The sequence below is a fragment of the Candidatus Poriferisocius sp. genome (assembly GCF_965204015.1).
Lineage (GTDB): Bacteria > Actinomycetota > Acidimicrobiia > Acidimicrobiales > Bin134 > Poriferisocius.
This window is the reverse complement of the sequence record NZ_OZ241965.1, coordinates 1,594,838-1,615,374: the sequence shown is the minus strand read 5'-3', so window position 1 is coordinate 1,615,374 and position 20,537 is coordinate 1,594,838. Positions and strand designations below refer to the sequence as shown.

At 65.1% G+C, this 20,537-nt stretch carries 22 protein-coding genes and 1 tRNA gene; 15 read left to right on the top strand and 8 right to left on the bottom strand.

Annotation, left to right across the window (positions count from 1 at the left end):
- Window positions 1-21: 21 nt before the first annotated feature.
- Window positions 22-1,095 carry an amidohydrolase family protein gene (locus ACOGJC_RS07125; RefSeq protein WP_419847811.1) on the bottom strand — a complete coding sequence of 358 codons (1,074 nt, stop codon included), beginning with the start codon at window positions 1,093-1,095 and terminating at the stop codon, window positions 22-24.
- 174 nt (window positions 1,096-1,269) lie between these two features.
- Here ACOGJC_RS07125 and ACOGJC_RS07120 point away from each other — a divergent pair, with 174 nt between their 5' ends.
- Window positions 1,270-2,661 (top strand): hypothetical protein, encoded by a 1,392-nt coding sequence (locus ACOGJC_RS07120; RefSeq protein ID WP_419847810.1) that lies wholly within the window; start codon window positions 1,270-1,272, stop codon window positions 2,659-2,661.
- Between the two features lie 50 nt (window positions 2,662-2,711).
- Here the strand turns inward: ACOGJC_RS07120 and ACOGJC_RS07115 are convergent.
- Window positions 2,712-2,784: transfer RNA gene (locus ACOGJC_RS07115), tRNA-Glu, on the bottom strand.
- A gap of 98 nt (window positions 2,785-2,882) precedes the next feature.
- Between ACOGJC_RS07115 and ACOGJC_RS07110 the strand changes: the two genes are divergently transcribed.
- Both ACOGJC_RS07110 and ACOGJC_RS07105 read left to right on the top strand, forming a co-directional pair.
- Complete coding sequence (locus ACOGJC_RS07110) at window positions 2,883-3,347, top strand: NfeD family protein (protein WP_419847809.1); 465 nt, start codon at window positions 2,883-2,885, stop codon at window positions 3,345-3,347.
- A gap of 9 nt (window positions 3,348-3,356) precedes the next feature.
- Window positions 3,357-4,295, top strand: a complete 939-nt coding sequence (locus ACOGJC_RS07105; RefSeq protein WP_419847808.1) for an SPFH domain-containing protein — start codon at window positions 3,357-3,359, stop codon at window positions 4,293-4,295.
- A 4-nt stretch (window positions 4,296-4,299) separates the two neighbouring features.
- Here ACOGJC_RS07105 and ACOGJC_RS07100 read toward each other — a convergent pair whose 3' ends face one another.
- The 3 genes from ACOGJC_RS07100 to ACOGJC_RS07090 are packed head-to-tail and all read right to left on the bottom strand — an operon-like array spanning window position 4,300 to window position 6,036.
- Window positions 4,300-4,779 (bottom strand): DUF2017 family protein, encoded by a 480-nt coding sequence (locus ACOGJC_RS07100; protein WP_419847807.1) that lies wholly within the window; start codon window positions 4,777-4,779, stop codon window positions 4,300-4,302.
- A 40-nt stretch (window positions 4,780-4,819) separates the two neighbouring features.
- Complete coding sequence (clpS, locus tag ACOGJC_RS07095) at window positions 4,820-5,128, bottom strand: ATP-dependent Clp protease adapter ClpS (RefSeq protein ID WP_419847806.1); 309 nt, start codon at window positions 5,126-5,128, stop codon at window positions 4,820-4,822.
- The gene (locus ACOGJC_RS07090; protein WP_419847805.1) at window positions 5,125-6,036 is read right to left on the bottom strand and encodes a COX15/CtaA family protein; all 912 of its coding nucleotides are present in this window, start codon (window positions 6,034-6,036) and stop codon (window positions 5,125-5,127) included. Before ACOGJC_RS07090 ends, clpS begins: the two co-directional genes overlap by 4 nt.
- 120 nt (window positions 6,037-6,156) lie before the next feature.
- On the opposite strand from ACOGJC_RS07090, the gene ACOGJC_RS07085 reads away from it, so the two are divergent.
- The 11 genes from ACOGJC_RS07085 to ACOGJC_RS07035 all read left to right on the top strand — a co-directional run bounded on the left by ACOGJC_RS07085 (window position 6,157) and on the right by ACOGJC_RS07035 (window position 17,543).
- Window positions 6,157-7,059: a heme o synthase gene (locus ACOGJC_RS07085; protein WP_419847804.1), complete on the top strand. Its 903-nt coding sequence runs from the start codon at window positions 6,157-6,159 to the stop codon at window positions 7,057-7,059.
- Between the two features lie 108 nt (window positions 7,060-7,167).
- Entirely contained in the window at window positions 7,168-8,811 is a 1,644-nt protein-coding gene (locus ACOGJC_RS07080) for a cbb3-type cytochrome c oxidase subunit I (protein ID WP_419847803.1), read from the top strand.
- A complete protein-coding gene (locus ACOGJC_RS07075) occupies window positions 8,811-9,407 on the top strand; it encodes a cytochrome c oxidase subunit 3 (protein ID WP_419847802.1) in 597 nt (198 codons plus the stop codon). Before ACOGJC_RS07080 ends, ACOGJC_RS07075 begins: the two co-directional genes overlap by 1 nt.
- A 7-nt stretch (window positions 9,408-9,414) precedes the next feature.
- Window positions 9,415-10,242: a hypothetical protein gene (locus tag ACOGJC_RS07070; RefSeq protein ID WP_419847801.1), complete on the top strand. Its 828-nt coding sequence runs from the start codon at window positions 9,415-9,417 to the stop codon at window positions 10,240-10,242.
- 34 nt (window positions 10,243-10,276) lie between these two features.
- Window positions 10,277-11,542 (top strand): cytochrome c oxidase subunit II, encoded by a 1,266-nt coding sequence (coxB, locus tag ACOGJC_RS07065; protein ID WP_419847800.1) that lies wholly within the window; start codon window positions 10,277-10,279, stop codon window positions 11,540-11,542.
- A 10-nt stretch (window positions 11,543-11,552) separates the two neighbouring features.
- Window positions 11,553-13,631: a cytochrome c oxidase subunit I gene (gene ctaD, locus ACOGJC_RS07060; RefSeq protein WP_419847799.1), complete on the top strand. Its 2,079-nt coding sequence runs from the start codon at window positions 11,553-11,555 to the stop codon at window positions 13,629-13,631.
- Window positions 13,632-13,635: 4 nt separating this feature from the next.
- Window positions 13,636-14,253, top strand: coding sequence for a cytochrome c oxidase subunit 3 (locus ACOGJC_RS07055; protein WP_419847798.1), 618 nt, complete (start codon window positions 13,636-13,638; stop codon window positions 14,251-14,253).
- Between the two features lie 8 nt (window positions 14,254-14,261).
- Complete coding sequence (locus ACOGJC_RS07050) at window positions 14,262-14,612, top strand: cytochrome C oxidase subunit IV family protein (RefSeq protein ID WP_419847797.1); 351 nt, start codon at window positions 14,262-14,264, stop codon at window positions 14,610-14,612.
- A 14-nt stretch (window positions 14,613-14,626) separates the two neighbouring features.
- On the top strand, window positions 14,627-15,538 hold the full coding sequence (locus ACOGJC_RS07045; RefSeq protein ID WP_419847796.1) for a cytochrome c oxidase assembly protein: 912 nt from the start codon (window positions 14,627-14,629) through the stop codon (window positions 15,536-15,538).
- Window positions 15,535-16,809, top strand: coding sequence for a serine--tRNA ligase (gene serS, locus ACOGJC_RS07040; RefSeq protein WP_419847795.1), 1,275 nt, complete (start codon window positions 15,535-15,537; stop codon window positions 16,807-16,809). Before ACOGJC_RS07045 ends, serS begins: the two co-directional genes overlap by 4 nt.
- Window positions 16,810-16,844: 35 nt before the next feature.
- On the top strand, window positions 16,845-17,543 hold the full coding sequence (locus tag ACOGJC_RS07035; protein ID WP_419847794.1) for a class I SAM-dependent methyltransferase: 699 nt from the start codon (window positions 16,845-16,847) through the stop codon (window positions 17,541-17,543).
- A gap of 37 nt (window positions 17,544-17,580) precedes the next feature.
- Here the strand turns inward: ACOGJC_RS07035 and ACOGJC_RS07030 are convergent, their stop codons facing one another.
- From ACOGJC_RS07030 to ACOGJC_RS07020, 3 genes are read right to left on the bottom strand one after another with little or no spacing between them, the layout of a single operon-like run.
- Window positions 17,581-17,904 carry a fluoride efflux transporter FluC gene (locus ACOGJC_RS07030; RefSeq protein ID WP_419847793.1) on the bottom strand — a complete coding sequence of 108 codons (324 nt, stop codon included), beginning with the start codon at window positions 17,902-17,904 and terminating at the stop codon, window positions 17,581-17,583.
- On the bottom strand, window positions 17,901-18,332 hold the full coding sequence (locus ACOGJC_RS07025) for a fluoride efflux transporter FluC (RefSeq protein WP_419847792.1): 432 nt from the start codon (window positions 18,330-18,332) through the stop codon (window positions 17,901-17,903). Before ACOGJC_RS07025 ends, ACOGJC_RS07030 begins: the two co-directional genes overlap by 4 nt.
- The gene (locus tag ACOGJC_RS07020) at window positions 18,295-19,422 is read right to left on the bottom strand and encodes a cytochrome c biogenesis CcdA family protein (RefSeq protein ID WP_419847791.1); all 1,128 of its coding nucleotides are present in this window, start codon (window positions 19,420-19,422) and stop codon (window positions 18,295-18,297) included. Before ACOGJC_RS07020 ends, ACOGJC_RS07025 begins: the two co-directional genes overlap by 38 nt.
- 95 nt (window positions 19,423-19,517) lie before the next feature.
- On the opposite strand from ACOGJC_RS07020, the gene ACOGJC_RS07015 reads away from it, so the two are divergent.
- Window positions 19,518-20,432, top strand: a complete 915-nt coding sequence (locus ACOGJC_RS07015) for an NAD-dependent epimerase/dehydratase family protein (protein ID WP_419847790.1) — start codon at window positions 19,518-19,520, stop codon at window positions 20,430-20,432.
- Window positions 20,433-20,537 lie beyond the last annotated feature (105 nt).

Here is a 20,537-nt window from a genome sequence, read left to right as displayed (position 1 = left end):
AACGACCCGGGCCGCGGGGTCTCACAGATCGAACCCGAAGACCTGGGCCGCGTTGCCTCCGACAATGGAGGCGAGCTCGTCACCGGGCACGCCCTCGAACTGGTCGGCGCAGCGGTCCTGGCTGTTGGGCCACGTGCCTTCGGGGTGGGGATAGTCGTTGCCCCACATGAGTGTTTCGACTCCGGTGAACTCGCGATTGGCGACCGCCACCGGATCGTGCATGAACGTGGCTGCGCACTGTCGGCGAATCAACTCCGACGGTTTCAGCGACAACTTCGGCTTCGCCCACATCCGGTGGGCGTCATAGATGGCGTCGGCCTGCGTCATCACCCACGCCAGCCACGAGGCACCGGTCTCCACCGTGACCACCCGAAGCTCAGGGAACCGGTCCAGCGCTCCTCCGGCGGCCAGGTTCAGCATCACCCGGGGCCCGTCGAGCTGGGCGGCCAGCAGGTAGTTGATCACCGCGCCCCCCGGACCCCTCACCACCCGGGGCTCCTCACCGGTGCCCGAATGGAAGGTGAGCGGAAGCCCAATTTCACTGGCCGCGGCCCAGAAGCGGTCGTAGGCCTCGTCGTTGTAGGGCCTCGTTGGCACCTGGGCTGGCAGGAAAAGCGCCCTCAGCCCTAGGTCGGCCACCCGCTGCGCCTCGGCGACGGCACCTTCGATGTCGAGCATCGGGATCAGGCCCACCGCCATGATCCGGTCGGCCCTCTCGGCGAACACCTCGGTCGCCCAGTCGTTGTACGCCCGGCACATCGCCAGCTGGAAACCGGGGTCCTCGGGGACGAAACAGGCCTGAAGCGCCCATGTGGGGAATATCACCTCCGCGGCCACCCCGTCGCGCTCTTGGTCTCTGATTCGCACATCGAGGTCCCAGCCGCCCACGACCGCCTTCTCGAGCACCGCGGCGCCCATCAGCGAACGGGGCCGCAAACCCTCCATGTGGACGGCCCGCTCGCCCCCCTCGCTCTCCTCAATCCATGGGACGCGGTCGCGGTATTGCGCATCGACCCGCTCGCGGTACAGATCAATCGGCTCAGTGACGTGGGCGTCAGTTGAGATGTAAGTGACGCCGCCGTAGGTGTCCGTCACCCCAGTCCTCCCATTGAGTCGTTATTACAAGTATCTTCCAGCTTTATTACAAATAATTTATCTATCAGCCTTCTGGCTATTGTTTGTCAACAGGCCTAGTCCAAATGTCCTTTGCCCAGCAAGTTTCGGGGGGATCGAAAGATGCAGCGATGGATTCCATATACGATTCTCGTATTGGCGCTGATGGCGGCAGCTTGCGGGGGCGACGACGATGCCGAGTCGGGGATCGATGCCCCACAGGCTACTACCGCAGAAGCTGAGCTAGAGGCACCCGCACCCCAAGACGCAGAACCGGTTGAAGCCGATACCGAGGCCGAGCCTCAGGCCGCTGAACCCGAGGATGCCGAATCCGAACCCGCAGAATCGGAACCCGCAGAACCCGAGGACGGGCAACCCGAGGAGCCTGAACCCGAACCAGTCGTGCTCACCGCATCGTTCCGAGGGGTCAGCGAGACCGAGATCAAGATCGGGATCGGGCTCGTCGACGTCAGCGTTTTCGGCATCGACGCCGGCGACCCAGAGGCCCAGTGGCAGGCTGTTTTCGACAGGGTCAACGACGCTGGAGGCGTCAATGGGCGCCTGCTGGCACCGGTATACGCCATCTATTCACCGGTTGATGATGCTGCCATCGAGGCAGCATGCGTGCGCTTGGCCGAAGACGGGGAGGTCTTCGCGTTTGTGGGCTTCGTCCTCGGCGACGGAGTGCTCTGCTACACCGAGCTCTACGGGATGCTGGCAGTGAACACATGGGAGACGGCGCCCGACGTCATCGAGCGAAGCGGCGGGCTGCTCTTTACCACCCAGGGAGCCGTCATTGGGAGGATCGCCAGTCTCATCAACGCCGCCGACGCCGATGGGCAGATCGACGGCCAGAAGATCCAAATCCATGTGACGGCTGACGACGAGTCCCTCCTCGAGCCGATGCAGGAACTGATTGAAGCCGCTGGTGGCACCGTGACCCGAGCCATGGTTGGAACTGCGCCCCCGGGTGATCTTCCGGCGGCTGAAGCAGAAACCAACATCTGGATCGAACGAGCAGAGGCTGATGGCGTCGATGCCATCTTGGCCTTCAACACCGCCGGTTTTGGAGCGGTGGGAGGGGTAGAGCGGGCCGGGAGCGATCTGGCCGTCATCACCGACTCGATCAGCCGTGCCGGATATACCGACTTGGGCTACGACCCAAGCCAGGTCGACTTGTATGCCTACGGCGTCCCAACGATCCATGACCATTACAACGCGGGCACGGCCGGCGTGCCTGAATGTGTCGAGAACTATGAAACCCGCAGCGGCAACGTGGTCAACGTGGGCTCCGACCCGAGCCCGACCAATTTCCCCGCAACAATCCGGGCATGTCGAGGCATTGAACTCTTCGTCGCGATCGCCACGGCTGCCGGTCCCGTGCTCACCCAAGACTCGTTCATCGAGGCAGCCCGAACACTGGGATCATTCGACCTCACCGGCACCACCTCCGCCTCCCTCGGCGAAGGAAAGTACAACGCCGACAATGCACCGCTCGTTCGGCTCTTCTGGGACTCCGAGATCGCCGACTTCGTCAGCGGGAACTGAGCCCGGCCACCACCCCAGCCAATACGCCAACCACGAAGAACAGATATTTGCACCCCCAACGGGATTCGAACCCGTGTTACCGCCTTGAAAGGGCGGCGTCCTAGGCCGCTGGACGATGGGGGCTCTCGACCCGCAAGAGGCCGATTCACGATAGCAGCCCTCCTTAGAGGAACCGCATTGAAAAACAGATACCATGATCCCGACCGCGAAAGGAGCACGACGTGGAGAACGAGGTCTGGCGCTGGCTGTGGACGTGCTCTGCGGTGGTCTTCTCGCTGGCCGAGGTGTTCACCGCCGGGTTCTTTTTGCTCCCCTTCGCCATCGGCGCCGCCGCGGCCGCGGTATTGGCCTGGGTGGATGTCCATATCTTGTGGCAGTGGCTGGCGTTCTTTGTGGCCACGGTGGTCAGCTTCGTTTACTTGCGCCGCTTCGTCCGCCGCCAGAACGACGTTGAGCAGCCTCGTGTGGGGGCCAAACGGCTCATCGATGCCCACGGCAAGATCATCGAGCGGGTGGACGACGACGCCATGACCGGCATGGTGAGGATCGGTGGCGAGGAGTGGCGGGCAGTTTCCGCCGAGCCCATCGAAATCGACACCCGAGTCCTGGTCGCCGACATCGATGGCACCCGTTTGGTGGTCGTCCCCGTCCCCCAAGAGCAACCAAGTGAGAGCACAGAAAGCTAGGTAACCGCCATGGAAGCCATTGTTGTCCTATTCGTGGTCATTGCCGCCGCGCTGATCCTGATCGCCGCGCTGGGAATCCGCATCATCCGCCCCTATGAGCGGGGCCTCATCGAGATTCTGGGCCGCTATCAGCGCACGGTGGACTCGGGCTTGCGGTGGATCCTCCCGTTTGTGCAGCGCATGAGCAAGGTCGATATGCGAGAGCGGGTCATTGATGTGCCGCCCCAAGAGGTGATCACCAAAGACAACGTGGTGGTCACGGTGGACGCGGTGATCTTCTTCGAGGCCACCGACCCGGTGAAGCTGAAGTACAACGTGGGCAACTTCCAGTTGGCGGTCACCAAGCTGGCCCAGACCAACCTGAGGAACGTGGTCGGCGACCTCGATCTCGACTCTGCCCTGACCTCCCGAGAGCTGATCAACAGCAAGCTGCGCCAGATTCTCGACGACGCCACCGACAAGTGGGGAACCCGGGTGGTGCGAGTAGAGATCCAGCGCATCGAACCGCCGCCCGATGTCACCGAGGCCATGCACCGCCAGATGAAGGCCGAGCGGGACCGCCGAGCCATCGTCACCGAGGCCGAGGGCGACAAGCGCTCAGCCATTTTGCGTTCCGAAGGTCTCAAGCAGAGCCAGATTCTCGAGGCTGAGGGCGAGGCCGAGGCCCTCATGCGGGTGGCCGACGCCGAGCGCTATCAGTTCGAGACCGTGGCCCAAGGCGAGGCCACCGCCATCGAATTGGTGTATGGCGCCATCCACACCGGCGACCCCACTCCCGATCTCATTGCGATCCGCTACCTGGAAGCGCTGAAGAGCGTGGCCGACGGCAATGCCACCAAGATCTTCTTGCCCCTCGACACCAGCGGCCTCACGAACGCCATGGCCTCCCTCTCGGAGATCGCCCGAGCCGGCCAGGGCGAACCGGCGGCCCGGGCTGTCGATGAGTAAGCCTCTACAGCTCGGAGGCCGACGCCTCTACCAGGTGCTCCAGTAGCCAGCCCAGGTACCAATAGGCCGACCGGGCCACCGCTTCGGGGTCGTCGCTTTCGGGGTCGTCGTCGTACTCGTCGTCCTCGGTCACTTCCAGTCGGGTGCCTAGCACCAACCGGATGTCGTTGACCGCCCCCGTCCAGGCGGCCAACTGCTCCTGATTGAGCACGGTGGCTTCGGCCAACTCGGCCACCATGTCCAAGCGGGCCAAACGTTTGGACACCAGATCGTCTCGCACCATATCCCGATACTCGGCCTCGGCCTCGGGGTCGTCGGGGCGGGCGGTGGGGAACAGCCGGGTCAGCATCTCGTCGTTGGGATCGTCGGCCAGCAACGACCGCAGATCAGGGACGATGGCGGCGATCAACGCTCGCTCCTCGTCCCGAAGGTCCAGGCGATATGTCCCGTCCTCGTTGGGCATAACCGGCTGCCGAGGAGCCATCAGATCCTCTCCCTCAGTGCAGGCTCGAATGAGTGGCCCATCAGTCGTCGTGCTCCATGGTGGCCCAGAGGCCGTGCTCGTGGAGCCGGAAGACATCCATCTCCGCCTTCTCCTTGGGACCGTCCGACACCACGGCCCGGCCCTTGTAATGCACGTCCAACATCAACTGGGTGGCCTTCTCCTTGCTGTAGCCGAACAGCTTCTGGAACACGAAGGTCACATACGACATCAAGTTGATGGGATCGTTCCACACGATCACCTTCCACGGCCGGTCGGGCCGGACGTCGATGTCGTCGTCGGGCTGTCTCACCTCGGCGGGAGCCACTTCCACGGGGGCGGGGGGAGTCATGCCGACACCGCCTGGGCGACGTCGGCTTTGGCCCCCACGAGCGGGCCTCTCACGTTGAGCCAGAAGAACACGGTGACAATCCACAGTAGGGTGGCGCCGGCGATATGGGCGCCCACCAGCAGAACCGGCACCCCGGTGAAGTACTGCACATAACCGATGAGCCCCTGGGCCAAGGCCACTCCGAGAACAGTCCGCCCCCATCCCTGGATTCGATCGGGGGCGCGACGATGCCACAGCCACCACACCAGCCCGGCCAATACCACCAAGAGAGCCACCACCACCGATCCGTGGATTTGAGCCACGTCCCTCACGGCCACATCGATGCGCTCAGCGTCCTCGTCGCCTCCGTGAGGTCCCGCGCCGGTGACGATGGTGCCGGTCACGATCACCACCGAGGTGAGCGCCACCACCGCGTTCCCCACCCAATGGGGGCGGGCCCTCGGCTCGTCTTGATGCTCGTAGTCGTCGGAGGCCCGCCACAGCAGCACCACCGCATTCCACAGCAGCACCATCGACAGCAGGAAGTGGCCGATCACCAGAGCCGGGGGCAGCTCATACAGCACGACGAGGCCGCCCAGCACGATCTGGGCCAGCACCCCGGCCACCAAACCCCACGACAGCCATACCAGATCGGCCCGCCGCGGCACCCGCCAGTGGGAGCCCAGCACCGCCGCGATCACGATGGCCGACACCAGACCGGTGATGAGCCGGTTGATGAACTCGATCATGGCGTGGGTCTCCAGCGGGGCCACCAACTGGTCGTTCTCGCACGCTGGCCAGTCGGAGCAGCCCAGCCCGGAGCCGGTGAGCCGGACCGCGCCCCCGCTCACAATGATCAACGCCAAAAGGGCCAGCGCCCCAATGGTGATCTTGCGATAGGCAGCGGGGGAAACCCGGGGTTGGATCACGCCTGAATTGTACGGGTCGCCTGTGACAGACGGTCATCCCAAGCAGGCGGTTTCGAAGCCCGTTGACCCCGCTCCGAAACCTTGGCCTGGCCAGCACCGAAACCGTACTCTGGGCTGGTCATGGCTGTTGCCCGCTTGTCCCCTCGCCAACGGACGCGCACGGCGCGGGCCTATGTTTCCCTCACGAAGCCCCGCATCATCGAGCTGCTGCTGGTGACCACCGTGCCCACCATGGTGGTCGCCGACCGGGGCATCCCCTCGGTGTGGCTGATGGCGGCCACCGTTATCGGCGGCACGCTGGCCGCCGGTGGGGCCAACGCCATCAACATGTACGTCGACCGCGATATCGACCGGCTGATGGAGCGCACCAAGAACCGCCCCTTGGTGACCGGAGAGATCGCCCCGGCCCGGGCACTGGTGTTCGCCCTGGTTTTGGAAGCGCTGGCCTTTGCGTGGCTGTGGGGGTTCGTGAACCTGCTCAGCGCGGTGTTGGCGGTGTCGGCCACCGCGTTCTATGTGTTCGTATACACGCTGTGGCTCAAGCGCACCTCTACCCGAAACATCATCATCGGCGGTGCCGCCGGGGCGGTGCCGGTACTGGTGGGCTGGTCGGCGGTGACCAATAGCTTGGGCTGGGCGCCGCTGGTGCTGTTCGGCGTTATCTTCTACTGGACGCCGCCTCACTTCTGGGCCCTGGCCATCCGCTATCGCGACGACTACCAGGCGGCCAACGTGCCCATGCTTCCCGCGGTGGCCAGCACCCGCACCACCGCGGTGCGGATGATCGGCTACACCGTGGTGCTGTGGGGGCTGTCGGTGCTGTTCAGCGCGGTGGGCGAGATGGGGCTGGTGTACTTGGTGAGCGCCGTGGTGTTGGGCGCAGTGTTCATGTTCTATGCCGTGCAGGTGCTGCGAACCCAGGAGGCCGCCTCGGCCATGCGGATGTTCTCCTACTCCATCACCTACATCACCCTGTTGTTCGCCGCCATGGCCGTGGATCAGGTGGTTCGCACCGGTGTTTAATGCCGATTTCCGCTGTCCACAGGCGTCCATTAGGCAGTGTTGTCTGATGCGAGAAAGGGCCAGGGCGATGTGTAAAGTTCCGACGCACACCCGCCTTCGTGGAGCACAATGACCCTCACTGAGACGAGGCCAGAACCAGACGCGGTCGCGGTAGGCGACGACTCCGGGCCGACGGCCCAGTCGTCGCCCGACCAATGGACCCCGCCCACCGGTTTGGCTGGCATCCTCAGCACCGGCAATCACGGGGTCATCGGGCGCCTCTATATCGTGTTCGCCCTGCTCCTGTCGGGCTTGGCTCTTGCCCTCGGAATGCTGATCGGCATTGAGCAGGCCGACATCAACGGGGGCTTCGGCGTTTTCGGCCAGGCCAATGAGCTCTTCCAGGTCTTCGGCCTCTATCGGACCACGCTGATCCTCTGCGGGCTGGTGCCCCTGTTTTTGGGGCTGGCCACCGCGGTAATTCCCCGTCAGCTCGGCGCCTCCTCGGTGGCCTTTCCCCGGGCGGCGGCGGCCGCCTTCTGGACCTGGCTCATAGGCGCCATCACCCACATCGTGGCCACCTTCTCCTACGGCGGCCTGGGCTCAATCCAAGCCGGGGCGGCCCGCGAGCAGTCGGTGGAGCTCACCGTTTTGTCGCTGGGCATGATCGGGCTGGGCTTGTTGGCCGGTGCTGGCGTGATCTTCACCACCATCGTCACCCAGCGCCCGGCGGGGATGGACCTGCTCCAGGTGCCCGCCTTCAGCTGGTCGATGCTGGTAGCCACCGGAGTGTGGCTGTTCTCTCTACCGGTGTTGCTGGGCAACCTGGTTATCTCCTGGGTGGACATGCGGGGGGCCGACGCCCTGGCTTTCGGCGGGGGAAGTGCGCCGTTCGAGCAGGTTGCCTGGGCGTTCGACGCCCCCCAGGTCTACGCCTGGACGATCCCCATGCTCGGCATCGTGGCCGAGGTGTTCACCTCCGCCCACCGCAGCCGCCCCCAAATGTTCGAGCCCATGGCCTTCATCGTGGGCGTCTTCGGGTTCTTCTCCTTCGGGGCCTGGGTCCAGAGTTTCTTTGACAGCGCCGACCCGACCGCCCCCGACGCCCACATCGTGACCAACGAGGTGTTGTTCACGGCATTTGGGTTGGCCATCGCGCTAGTGGTGCTGGCTTACGGCGGCTGGCTGGCGTTCAACGCCTTCGCGGCGGGGCAGCGCCCGCAGATCAGCCCGCAGTTCGCTTTGGTCGTGGTGTCCGGAGCTCTTTTGACCGCGGCGGTGGTCGCCGGGGTGCTTCGTGTGGCTGAGCCCGCCCTAGGGGTGCTGCGGGAGGCCGATGGCGACATCTGGCGGGGATTCTTCGATGCCATGGACGACTTGGAGGGCTCCAGCCTGGTCACCGGGATGATGAACTTCGCGGTGCTGGGCGGGCTGCTGGCCGCGGTGGGCGGCCTCTACCACTGGGCACCGCGACTTTTCGGACGATCCCTCAATGCCCCGCTGGGCTTCTTGTCGGTGCTGCCGCTGGCCGGGGGGGCCATTCTGGTGGGTGCCACCGATGCGCTGGCCGGCTTCTTCGACCAGCCGGCCCGGCCCTACGAAATCTCGGGCATTGCCGATATCGACGCATTGGGCTTCGTGGAGGCCCTCAACGTGATCGGGCTGATCGGCTTCATCGCCGTGCTGGGCGGTTTGGCGCTGGTGGCGCTGAACGTGGCCCGCAGCCTCGCCATGCCCGCCGAGGCGGAAGCCGACCAAGGGGGTGAGAGCTGATGGCCGATATCCCCGTGGGCACGCCGCTGGCCGCACCGCTGGCCCGTCAGCGCACCTTGCTGGTGGGCACGGTGTTCGGCACCGCGGCCGCCCTCATGTACTTCGCCGCCTTGCTGGCGGTGTACCTCCGGGAGCGTTCCGACGCCCTGGCCGATGGCGGAAGTTGGATTCCGTCCGGCGCCGACATTCAACTGGCCCAGCCCACGGTGGCGGCGTGGACCATGCTCATGTCGGTGGTCACCATGCAGTGGGCGGTGTACTCCATCGCCCGCGACGACCGCACCCACGCCATCTTGGCCACCACCCTGACCACGCTGTTCGGCTTCTCGGTGATCATCACCACCTCGTTCCAGTACACCCAGATGGGATTGGTGGCCGACGAGTCGATCGCCGCCGCGTTGATCTACACCATCTCGGGGTCGCACCTGGCCATGATCGCCATCGGCCTGGTGTTCTTGCTCCTCATGGCCTTTCGGGCGCTGGCCGGCCAGTACAGCAGCCGCCAGACCGACGGGTTCGTGGCCGCGTCCATCTTCTGGTACGCCGTTGTATTCGTCTATGTCGTCATCTGGACGGCGATCTTCGTGCTGAAGTAGGCCTGCGATGTTCACTCCTGGCTTCCGCTTGTTCTTCGGCTTCTTTTTCGCCGCGGTGGCCGCGGCCGCCGTCTACGGCGTGGCCAGCGGCAGCGCAGGGGAAACCGAGTACTTCGCGGTGCTCAACGTGGAGACCTGGGTGGGCGTGCTCAGCCTGGGCTACAAGGGCGGCATCGGCGACCACGTGGGCTATGTGGTGCTGATGGGCTTCGCGTTGCTGTCCGCTCTGGTGGGGGTGTTCTTGGTGGCCTTCCGCGACGCCGACGCCGAGTCGGTGGGCGAGCTGATGGACGACGGCCAGACTCCCGAGACCCAGGACGACTTGGAGGCCAACTACTGGCCGGCCGTGGCCGCCTTCGGGGTGGGGGCGATAATCGTGGGACTGGTCACCCACGCCACCATCTTCGTGATCGGCCTGGTGATCGTAGGAGCGGCGGTGTTCGAGTGGATGCTTACCGCCTGGGCCGACCGGGCCACCGCCGACCCGACGGTCAACCGCAACCTCCGCAACCGCATCATGCGCCCCATCGAGTATCCGGTGACCGCGGCGCTGGGCGTGGCCGTGCTGGTGCTGGCCCTGTCCCGGGTGCTGTTGACCGTCTCCCAGTTCAGCGCGGTGATCGTGGCCGGAGTGGTGGCCACAGCGATCTTCTTCATTGCGGTGGTGTTTGCCGTCGTTCCCAAGATCAGTCGGTCGGTAATCGCGGGCACGGTGGCGGTGATCTGCGTGGGCGTGCTGGTGGCCGGGGTGATCACTGCGGCCATGGGTTCACGCGACTTCCACCACATAGGGCCGGCGTCCGAGCACGGCGAGCCCGAGGACGGGGAACACTAGCGATGGAGCCGAGGCTTTTGAGGGGCGGCGTCCGATGAACAAGCGGCTCAGAGCGCTCGTTTGGCTGTCGAGCCTTTTGGTGATCGCCGGCACCATCGCGCTGATCGTGGTGGGCATCGTGGTCACCGACGACCATCCGCTGTCCACCCTGTCGCCGGTGGGGCGCCAAGGCCGTGACATCGCCCGGCTCATCAATCCCATCTTCATCGTGGCCGGAGTGGTGTTCTTCTTGGTTCAGGGCGCGGTGCTGGCCCTGTGGTGGCGCTACCGGGTGGGCGGCTCCGAATCGGGCGATGGCGAGCACGGCTTCTACGAAGACGACGAGTTCCCCGACCAGATCCACGGCAACGACCGCCTTGAGATCGCCTGGACCATCATCCCGACCATTTTGCTGGCGGTCATCTCGGTGTTCACCCTGGTGGCGCTGTTCGCCCTCGACGACGTGGAGGCCTCCGAAGAAGACATGGTGGTCACCGTGATCGGCCAGCAGTGGTGGTGGGAGTACCAGTACCACCTCGACGGCAATACCGACTCCCCGCCCGATTTCGTGACCGCCAACGAGCTGGTCATCCCCGCGGGTGTCGATGTGGCCCTCGACATCAAATCGCGCGACGTGATCCACTCCTATTGGATCCCCAAGCTGAACGGCAAGCGAGACGCCGTGCCCGGCCGCAGCCACGACTGGGTGATCCAGGCCGACAACCCCGGCCGCTATCGGGGGCAGTGCACCGAGTTCTGCGGCCTGTCGCACGGCTACATGAAGATGGTGGCCGTGGCCCTCACCCCCGCAGAATTCGCCCAGTGGAGAGACAACCAGATGACCGCGGCCGACGCTCCCGCCGAGGGCACGGCCGCGGCGGCGGGCTGGGACACTTTCAGACAGCAGTGCGCGAGCTGCCACGTGATCAACGGGCTCACCTCGGCGGCCAACCGGGACGGGCCTGACGATTCGCCCCCCGACGGCTGGGACATCTACGGCGAGTTCAACGGCGGTGATGCCGGTCCGGTTCTCACCGAGGAGTTGGTGGCCGGCGCCGCCCCCAACCTGACCCACTTGATGACCCGGGGCACGTTCGCCGGGTCGATATTCGATCTCTATTTGGGGGCTGGCGACCACATCCCATACTTGGAGTTGGCCAACCAGGGCACCCTCAACCGGGGCGATCTGGAGGCCTGGATCTACAACGCCCCCGAGCGCAAGCCCGCCGATGCCGACGGCAAGCGGGGCATGCGCGCTTTTCCCAGTCTAAGTCCCGAGGACATCGACAATGTCGTTGCCTTCCTGTCCACCCTCGACTGATTGTGAGCCGATGACCGTCACCGACCGCACGATCACCGCCCCAGAGGAGACTCTGGCGCTGCCGGCGGGCCCTGTTATTGCCCAGCGCCCCCTGGGCGTGTTCACCCGGCCCCAGGGCAGCGAGGGCTGGACGAGCTGGCTGTTCACCGTCGACCACAAGCGCATCGGCATCATGTACGGCGCGGCGGCCATGTTCTTCTTCTTGGTGGGCGGGGCCGAAGCCCTGTTCATCCGCCTCCAGCTGGCCACTCCCAACGGCTCGGTGATCGGCGCCGGCACCTACAACGGCGTGTTCACCATGCACGGCGTGACCATGGTGTTTTTGGTGATCATGCCCATGGCCGCGGCCTTTGCCAACTACCTGCTGCCGTTGCAAGTGGGGGCCAGAGACGTGGCCTTCCCCCGTCTCAACGCCTTCAGCTTCTGGTGTTTCTTGGCCGGCGGCCTGCTGCTGGTTTCGTCGATCTTCATCGGCGGCTGGTTCCAGAATGCGCCCGACGGTGGCTGGTTCAACTACGCCCCCAACAGCGGGCTGCCGTTCTCACCCTCTAAGGGGATCGACTTCTACGCCGTCGGCTTGCAGATAACCGGTGTCGCGTCGTTGGTCAGCTCCATCAACCTGATCGTCACCGTGTTGAACATGCGCACCAAGGGCATGAGCTTCTTCCGAATGCCCGTGCTCACCTGGATGCTGCTCATCACCCAGTTCCTGCTGCTGTTCGCCATTCCGGTCATCACCGTGGCCTTGTTCCTGTTGATGTTCGACCGGCTGTGGGACGCCAACTTCTTCAATGTGGCCGCCGGGGCCGACCCGCTGCTGTGGCAGCACTTGTTCTGGATATTCGGCCATCCCGAGGTGTACATCTTGATATTGCCCGCCTTCGGGATCGTGTCGGAGATCATCCCCACGTTCTCCCGCAAGCCCCTGTTCGGCTACCACTTCATGGTCGCCTCGGGCATCGCCATCGGCTTCATGGGCTGGGGGGTGTGGGCCCACCACATGTTCACCTCCGGCATTGGTCCGCTGGCGGTGGCCGCGTTCTCGGTGTCCACCATGTTCATCGCCGTGCCCACCGGGGTGAAGATCCTCAACTGGCTGGCCACCATGTACCGGGGCCGACTGCGATTTACCACCCCCATGCTCTACGCCGTGGGCGTGGTGTCGATGTTCACCATCGGTGGGCTGTCGGGGGTGACCCACGCCATCGCGCCGTCTGACACCCAGCAGACCGACACCTATTACATCGTGGCCCACTTCCACTACGTGATATTCGGTGGGGCGCTGCTCGGGCTGTTCGGCGGTTTCCACTTCTGGTGGCCCAAGGCGTTCGGGTACAAGCTCAACGAGGCGTGGGGCAAGGCCGCGTTCTGGGTGATGCTCATCGGCTTCAACTTCACCTTCGGGCCCATGCACATCTTGGGCTTGCAGGGCATGTCGCGGCGCATCGCCACCTATCGGGCCGACGAGGGCTTCGCGCTGTGGAACATGGTGGCCACCATCGGAGCGTTCGTGATCGCCGTTGGGGTGGCCTTGTTCTTGTGGAACATCTACGCCAGCACCCGGAAATGGCAGAAGTCCGGTCGCCCCGATGTGGGTCCCGATCCGTGGGACGCCCGGGGCCTGGAGTGGATGACCGCCTCGCCGGTGCCCGAGCACAACTTCGACTCGGAGGTTGAGGTGGAGCGCCTCGACGAGTTCTGGCACCGCAAGTACGGCGTCGACGAGAACCACCGGGTGGTGAAAACCGCCACCGCCGAAGAAGTGGCCCACGACGGCAGCAACACCAACGTGCACCTGCCGTCCCCGTCGTACTGGCCCATTGTCTTGGGCGGGGGCATCCTGCTGGTGGGCTACGGCCTCATCTACAACCTGTGGCTGGCCGCCGCGGGGCTTGTGCTGTTGGTGGGGGCCATCTACGGCTGGATCCTGGAGCCGGCCGACGACCCCGACGCCGCCGGCCACCACGACGATCACGGCGATGACGGCGACGATCATGGCGATCCCGACAGCAACGGAGGACCCGGCGGCAACGGCGCGTCGGCATCGGCTGAGACGCCGGAGACCGAGGAGGCTGCGACCGTTGGCTGACACCATGACTGCCGAGACCGCTGCCCACGCCGAGGAGCACCACGACGGAGGGCACAGCACCAGCACCGGCATCTCCAACGAGAAGCTGGCCATGTGGGTGTTCTTGGGCTCGGAGTGCCTGCTGTTCGGCGGGCTGATCTCCACCTACATGTTCAACAAGGGCCGTATCGGCCCCGACGACGTCGGCCCCAACGACGTCTTCGACATCCCGTTCACCTCGGTCAGTTCATTCGTGCTGTTGATGAGCTCGCTGACCATGGTGTTCGCGGTGTCGGCCATCGCCAAGGGCGATATCCGGGGCAACCGCATCTGGCTGGCCACCACCGCCGCGCTGGGGGCCACCTTCGTGGCCGGTCAGGTGTACGAGTTCACCGCGTTCTACAGCGAGGGCCTCGGCTTCACCACCAACCTGTTCGGCTCCGCCTTCTACGCCCTCACCGGTTTCCACGGCGCTCACGTGACCATCGGCATCATCATGCTGATGTCGCTGTACGTCATGTCGATGCGGGGCAACCTCGGGCCTGAGCGGGCCGAGACCGTGGAGATAATCGGCCTGTACTGGCACTTTGTCGACATCGTCTGGATCGTGATCTTCACGATCGTGTACCTCTTCCCGCAGTAGGATCCGCTATGGCCACCGTCACCCCAGAGTCTCCCGACACGGCCCACGGCGCCGAAGAGCACGCGTCGGGCGACGGTCACGCCCATCCGTCGAACTGGCTTTATGTCAAGGTGGCCATCTACCTCGCCTTGCTCACCGCGTTCGAGGTGTTCACCTACTTCGAGACGGTGCACGGCTGGGGCGACAACGCCATCATCATCATGCTCATAATCATGATGCTGCTGAAGTTCTTCTTGGTGGTGGCCTTCTTCATGCACCTGAAGTTCGATGCTCCGATCTTCTGGCGACTATTTGTGTTCGGCCTGATACTGGCCATGGCGGTGTACATGGTCATGTTGACCGCCTTCCGCTTCTGGTAGACGGACTGGCCGTCGTGGTCTTCGCGGCCGACACCGATATCTGGCGGTACCAGCCCCACGCGGAAGTGTGGTTCATTTTGCTGGCCGGGATCGCCATGGCCTGGTACGCCGTTCGGGTGATCGCCCCCAAGGCCGCCCCGGCGGGCGAAGCCCCTTTCTCCCGCTTCCATTTCCTGGCGTTTGTGGGGGCCATGGTCTTGTTATGGGTGGCCAGCGACTGGCCGATGCATGACATCTCTGAGGAGTACCTGTACTCGGTGCACATGATCCAGCACCTGCTCATCACCTTTGTGGTGCCCCCGCTGCTATGGGCGGCCATGCCCGAGTGGCTGGCCCGATTGATGCTCAGCGGCGACGGCAGCGTCGGGGTGTGGGTGCGACGGCTGGCCCGGCCGGTGGTGGCCGGGGTTCTGTTCAACTTCATGGTGGCGGTCAGCCACATCCCCTGGGTGGTCAACACCTCGGTAGAAAATGGTGCCCTGCACTACTTCGTGCATCTTCTGCTGATGGGCTCGGCCATGGTGATGTGGCTGCCGGTGTGCGGCCCGATTCCCGAGCTACGGATGGGCGCTCCCGGCAAGATGATCTACCTGTTCTTGATGTCCGTGGTGCCCACCGTGCCCGGTGCGTTCTTGACCTTTGCCCAGGGCGCGGTCTACAGCGTCTACGACCACGACGTGCGCCTGTGGGGCATCGGGGTGCGGGCCGACCAGCAGGCCGCCGGGCTCATCATGAAGCTGGTGGGCGGCATGTACCTGTGGGCGTGGATCGGAGTGCTGTTCTTCCGCTGGGCCGGGGTCCAGCAGCGGGCCAACACCCAGATGCGGGTGGTCACCACCGTCCCGTCGGGGCCCATCGCCGCCGATACCCGAGTGCCGGCCACCTCGGGCTCCAACGGCTCTCACTCCACGAACGGGTCTCGATGATCGATCTGCGCCTGGTGCGCACCGACTACGACGCCGTGCAGGCTGCAATGGCCCGTCGGGGGATCGACCTGTCCGAGCTCGAGCAGGTAGCTGCCCTGGATGAGCGCCACCGCTATCTCACCACCGAGCGCGATGCGATGCGCCATGAGGTCAAGGAGTTGTCCCAGAAGGTGGGACAACTCAAACGCGATGGCCGCGACGCCGAGGCCGACGAGGCTGCGGCCCGGAGCCGCACACGAGGCGAGCAGGGCAAGGCCCTAGCCGAAGAGGCCGACGCGGTGGCCGCCGAGATCCACGACCTGCTGCTGCACATCCCCAACCTGCCCGCCGCCGATGTGCCCGACGGCGAAGATGAGGGCGACAACCCGGTGCTGCGGGTGGAGAACTTCGACCCCGACGCCTACGGCGAGCACCAGAGGGTGCCCCATTGGGAGTTTGCGGTGGAGGCCGGCTGGCTAGACATGGAGCGGGCGGCCAAGCTGTCGGGCTCGATGTTCGCCATGCTCCGGGGGCCGGGGGCTTCGCTGGCCCGGGCCATGGTCCAGTTCGGGCTCGACCGCAACGCCGATCGATACGAGGAGATCCGCCCGCCCACCCTGGTCCACAGCCAGGTGATGGTGAGCACCGGCCAGCTCCCCAAGTTCGCCGACGACGCCTACTGGCTGGAGCGAGACGACCTGTGGGCCATTCCCACCGCCGAAGTACCGCTCACCTCGCTGGCCTCCGGCGAGATTCTCGACGAGGCCGACCTGCCCATGAGAATGATGGCCCACACCTCCTGTTATCGCCGAGAGGCCGGCGCGGCGGGCCGCGACACCCGGGGCCTGCTGCGGGTCCACGAGTTCGACAAGGTGGAGATCTTGGCCTACGCCACCCCCGAGCAGGCGCCGGGGGTCCATGCCGAGATCCTGGAGCGGGCCGAGGCCGCCGTGGCTGAGTTGGGCTTGGCCTATCGCATCGTGGACATCTGCTCCGGCGACCTGGGCCAGTCGCATCACCGCTCCTGGGACGTGGAGGTGTACGCCCCCGGAACCGACCAGTGGCTCGAGGTGTCGTCGTGCTCGTGGTACTCCGACTACCAGGCCCGCCGGGCCAACCTCCGCTATCGCCCCGCCGAAGGAAAAGGCACCCGCATCCTCCACACCCTCAACGGCTCCGCCCTCGCCGTCCCCCGAGTATGGGCCGCCCTAGTAGAGACCCACCGCCAACCCGACGGCTCAGTAGCCATCCCCGACCCCCTCCGCCCCTACCTCGGCCGCGACATCCTTTAGTGCCGCCCGCAGGGCAACGTGGCAATGTGTGTGCCGTGAGCGATAGAGAGTTGTTGGAAGAGCAGCTTGCCTACTACCGGGCTCGCGCTGGCGAGTACGACGAGTGGTGGGAGCGTCTGGGCAAATATGACCGAGGCGAGGAAGAGAACCAGCAATGGGCCAACGAGATTGGAGTGCTTCTTGGGCTCTTCGATTCTCTGCCTTTAGACGGCGACATCGTCGAATTGGCCCCGGGTACGGGTTACTGGACCCATCTCTTGGCCGAGCGGGCCAATTCGCTAACGGCAGTCGACGGAGCGCCCGAGATGATTGCCTGCAACAGGACCCGCTTGGGCGCCAAGGCCGGCGCGGTCACCTACGTTCAACACGACATCTTCGAATGGGTCCCGCCTCGTCGATTCGATGGCATGGTGTTTTGCTTTTGGATCTCCCACGTCCCCCGCAGCCGGCTCACCGAGTTCTTCGCAACCTGCCACAGCGCTCTTCACGATGGAGCGTGTGTGTTCTTCGTCGATCTTCGATTCGACCCAACCGGATTCGCGGTCGAAGAAATCCGGTTCGAGGAGGATCCCGAGCTGACACTGCGGCGCCTCAACGATGGCCGAGAGTTCACAATCATCAAGAACTACTACGACACAGGAGAATTGCAGGCCGCCGCGGCCGCCGCGGGCATTCGCCTCGAAGTGGGCTACACCTCGAAGTTCTTCCAATACGGCATCGGATACGCCTCTTGATTGCAGACGATGGCTGATTGCCGACGATGGCTGACCGCTAGTCGGAGATGATCAGCCCGGTGAATGCGGCGGCAAGGCCGAGGATGAGGCTCACGGCGGCGTAGGCCACAGCGCGGGGGCGGCTGAGCGTGGTCAGTTCCACGGCGAAGGTGGACAGGGTAGTGAGTGATCCCAGGCCGCCGATGCCCACTGCGGTCATAACGGGGTTGCCGGTGCCAGCCAGCAGGCCGAGGGCGAAGCTGCCGAGCACGTTTACCCCGAGCGTGGCCCAGGGCCAGGTGGGGGAGTTGAAGCGCTGCGCGGTGGCGGCCCGAAGCAGTGTTCCGGCCACGGCTAGGGCCGCGAAACCAAGCGCGGTCACTGGGCTTGCCTTGTTTGGGTCTTGCGGAGCGCGGCCCCGACGATGGCCAGTGCCACACCGCCCGCTATGGAGACGGCCAGATAGCCGGCGGCATAGCCCCAGTCGCTGTCGCGGGCCATTTGGGCTACGTCGACTGTCAGCGCCGAGAACGTGGTGAGGCTGCCGCAGAAGCCGGTACCGAGGCCGAGGGTGAACGGCAGTTCGGCTCGGGCCGACCAGGCGGCCGCCGCCAGATAGCCGAGTATCAGACAGCCGGCCAGGTTCACGGCCAGCACTCCCCAGGGCCACACGTCAGTGGCGGGCAGCGCTTCGACCAGTGCCCAGCGGGTGCCCGCTCCGGCCAGCCCGCCTATTCCGACAGCAATCGCGGCCCGGCCTGAGAGAGGCGAGCTAAGCGCCACCGCTTCCGGCCAGAGGCGGGCCGGCATCGCTGCGGGGCCGGAAGCGGAGCCACAGCACGAGGCCCACAATCACGGCCAGCAGCACCTCCCACAGCACCGGCCACCGGCCGGGATCGGTGAACCAGTGGCCCACTCGCTCGGGGATCGCCGCGATGGTTCGCGCGATCGGCAGCACCAACAGGTCGCCCTGGTATTGGATTGCCTCCGACAAGGCGTAGCCCACGGTCACAACGAGAGAAGCCGCGGCCAGCCACGGCCGGGGGATGCGGTGGCGGAACGCCCACAACAGCACGGCCAGCACCAAGAACGCGGTGGCCAGGCCGAAGCGGTTGCCGCCCACGTCGATGATCCAGTTCTCCAGTCGGACCGACACCCGGTTGGAGGCCTCCACGAACGGGTTGTTGGCCTCGAAGTCGTCGCGCAGCAAGACCTGGACCTCCCACCAGCCGTAGAACCCGAGCACCACGCCGGCCACCACCAGGAAACCGCCCGAGATCTTGTTTATGTGGGGCAGCAGGCGGCGCATGTGGGCGGTGACCCCCGAGCGTCCCATGGCCACTGCCAAGGTCAAGAACGTTATGACCAGCCCCATGCCCAGGGCGTAGGCCAAGAACCTCAGGGTTCCCTCCCAAACGCCATCGGTGCTGAACGAGCCGCTGACTGAGCCGAAGAACACCGGGCTGGCGCATCCCAGCGACACCACCGCATAGGACACCCCGAACAAGAAGATGGAGATCAGCCCTTGGCTGTCGCCTCCCTTGGACAGTCGGGGCACGGAGATCTTGGGCTCGAAACCGGCCAGCATGGCGATGCCCAAAACCACCATGAGCCCGCTGATCACCAGCGTGATCCACGGTCCTCGGTCGGCGATGGTGGAGGTGGAGATGAGCGACGAGGTGAGTGCGCCGATGATGCCGAAGAAGGCCACGAAACCGGCGGTGAGGGTGAGCCCGACCACCAATCCCCGCAGGACGTTTCGCCCGGTGTCGGTGGACTGGTCTTGGCTGCCGATGCCCAGGAAGTAGGCCAGGTAGGCCGGCAGCATGGCGAACCCGCACGGGTTGACCGCGGCCACCAGACCAGCTCCGAACGGAACCGCCAGATCGAGGTCGAACACAATCCCAGCCTATTTGGGATTAGCGTTCGACGAGGTGCCCTACGGTGAGCGCCTGGGATCTACAAAAGGGGATATCGGTGTCAGAGAGATTTTTTGTGACCGGAGCTGACGGGTGTATCGGCGCCTGGGTCGTGCGGCATCTTCTGGAGCAGAACTCCGATGTCGTGGCCTTCGATCTGGGTGCCGATGATCGGCGGCATCAGCTCGTGTGCGACGGCGCGCCGCTCAGCTTCCGCCGCGTGCGCGGCGATATCACGGACTCCGACGCTGTGTATGCGGCCATGGCGGGTGCCGACCGGGTGATCCACTTGGCTGCGTTGCAGGTGCCCTTCTGCCGGGCCGATCCCAGCCGCGGCGCAGCGGTGAACGTGACGGGCACGGTCAACATCTTCGAGGCAGCCGTGGCCCACGGCATCGAGACGGTGGCGTATGCCTCAAGCATCGCGGTGTATGGGGCCGCTGACGCCTACCCGAGCCCGGTGCTGTCCCGCGACGACTCGCTTAAGCCCGCGACCCTTTACGGTGCCTACAAGGTGGCCAACGAGCTGACCGCTGCGGTGTATGCCGCCGACTGCGGACTGGCCTCGATCGGCCTGCGTCCGCACACCGTCTATGGCCCAGGCCGCGACCAGGGCTTGACCTCCCAGCCGACCGTTGCGATAGCCCACGCGGTACGGGCTGAGCGTTTCGCGGTCGACTACGGCGGAGTGCTCGACTTCCAGTACGCGCCCGACGTGGCCAGGGCGTTCGTGGCCGCAGCTGGGGTGCGGATGCCGAATCCGGCGGCCAGGGTTCTGAATCTGAGGGGCCATATACTGCCGGTCGCGGACTTTGTGGACCAAGTTTGCCACGTCACCGGATTTGACGGCCTCTCCGCTGGTAAGTCACCTCTGCCGCTGCCTCATGCAGCCTCTGCCGAAGGGCTTGCCGAGACTATCGGCGAGGTTGCCGTGACCCCCCTCGATGTCGCCATCGCAGACACAGCAGCGGTCTTGGCGACACGGCAATAGCTATCTGTCGCAGAGAAGGCGCTAGCAGGGCGCTGTCAGCCCACTGGGATCTGCCGGCACGAACCCTTCTGTGCCATAACTACCCGCCCACTGGCTATTACTCCT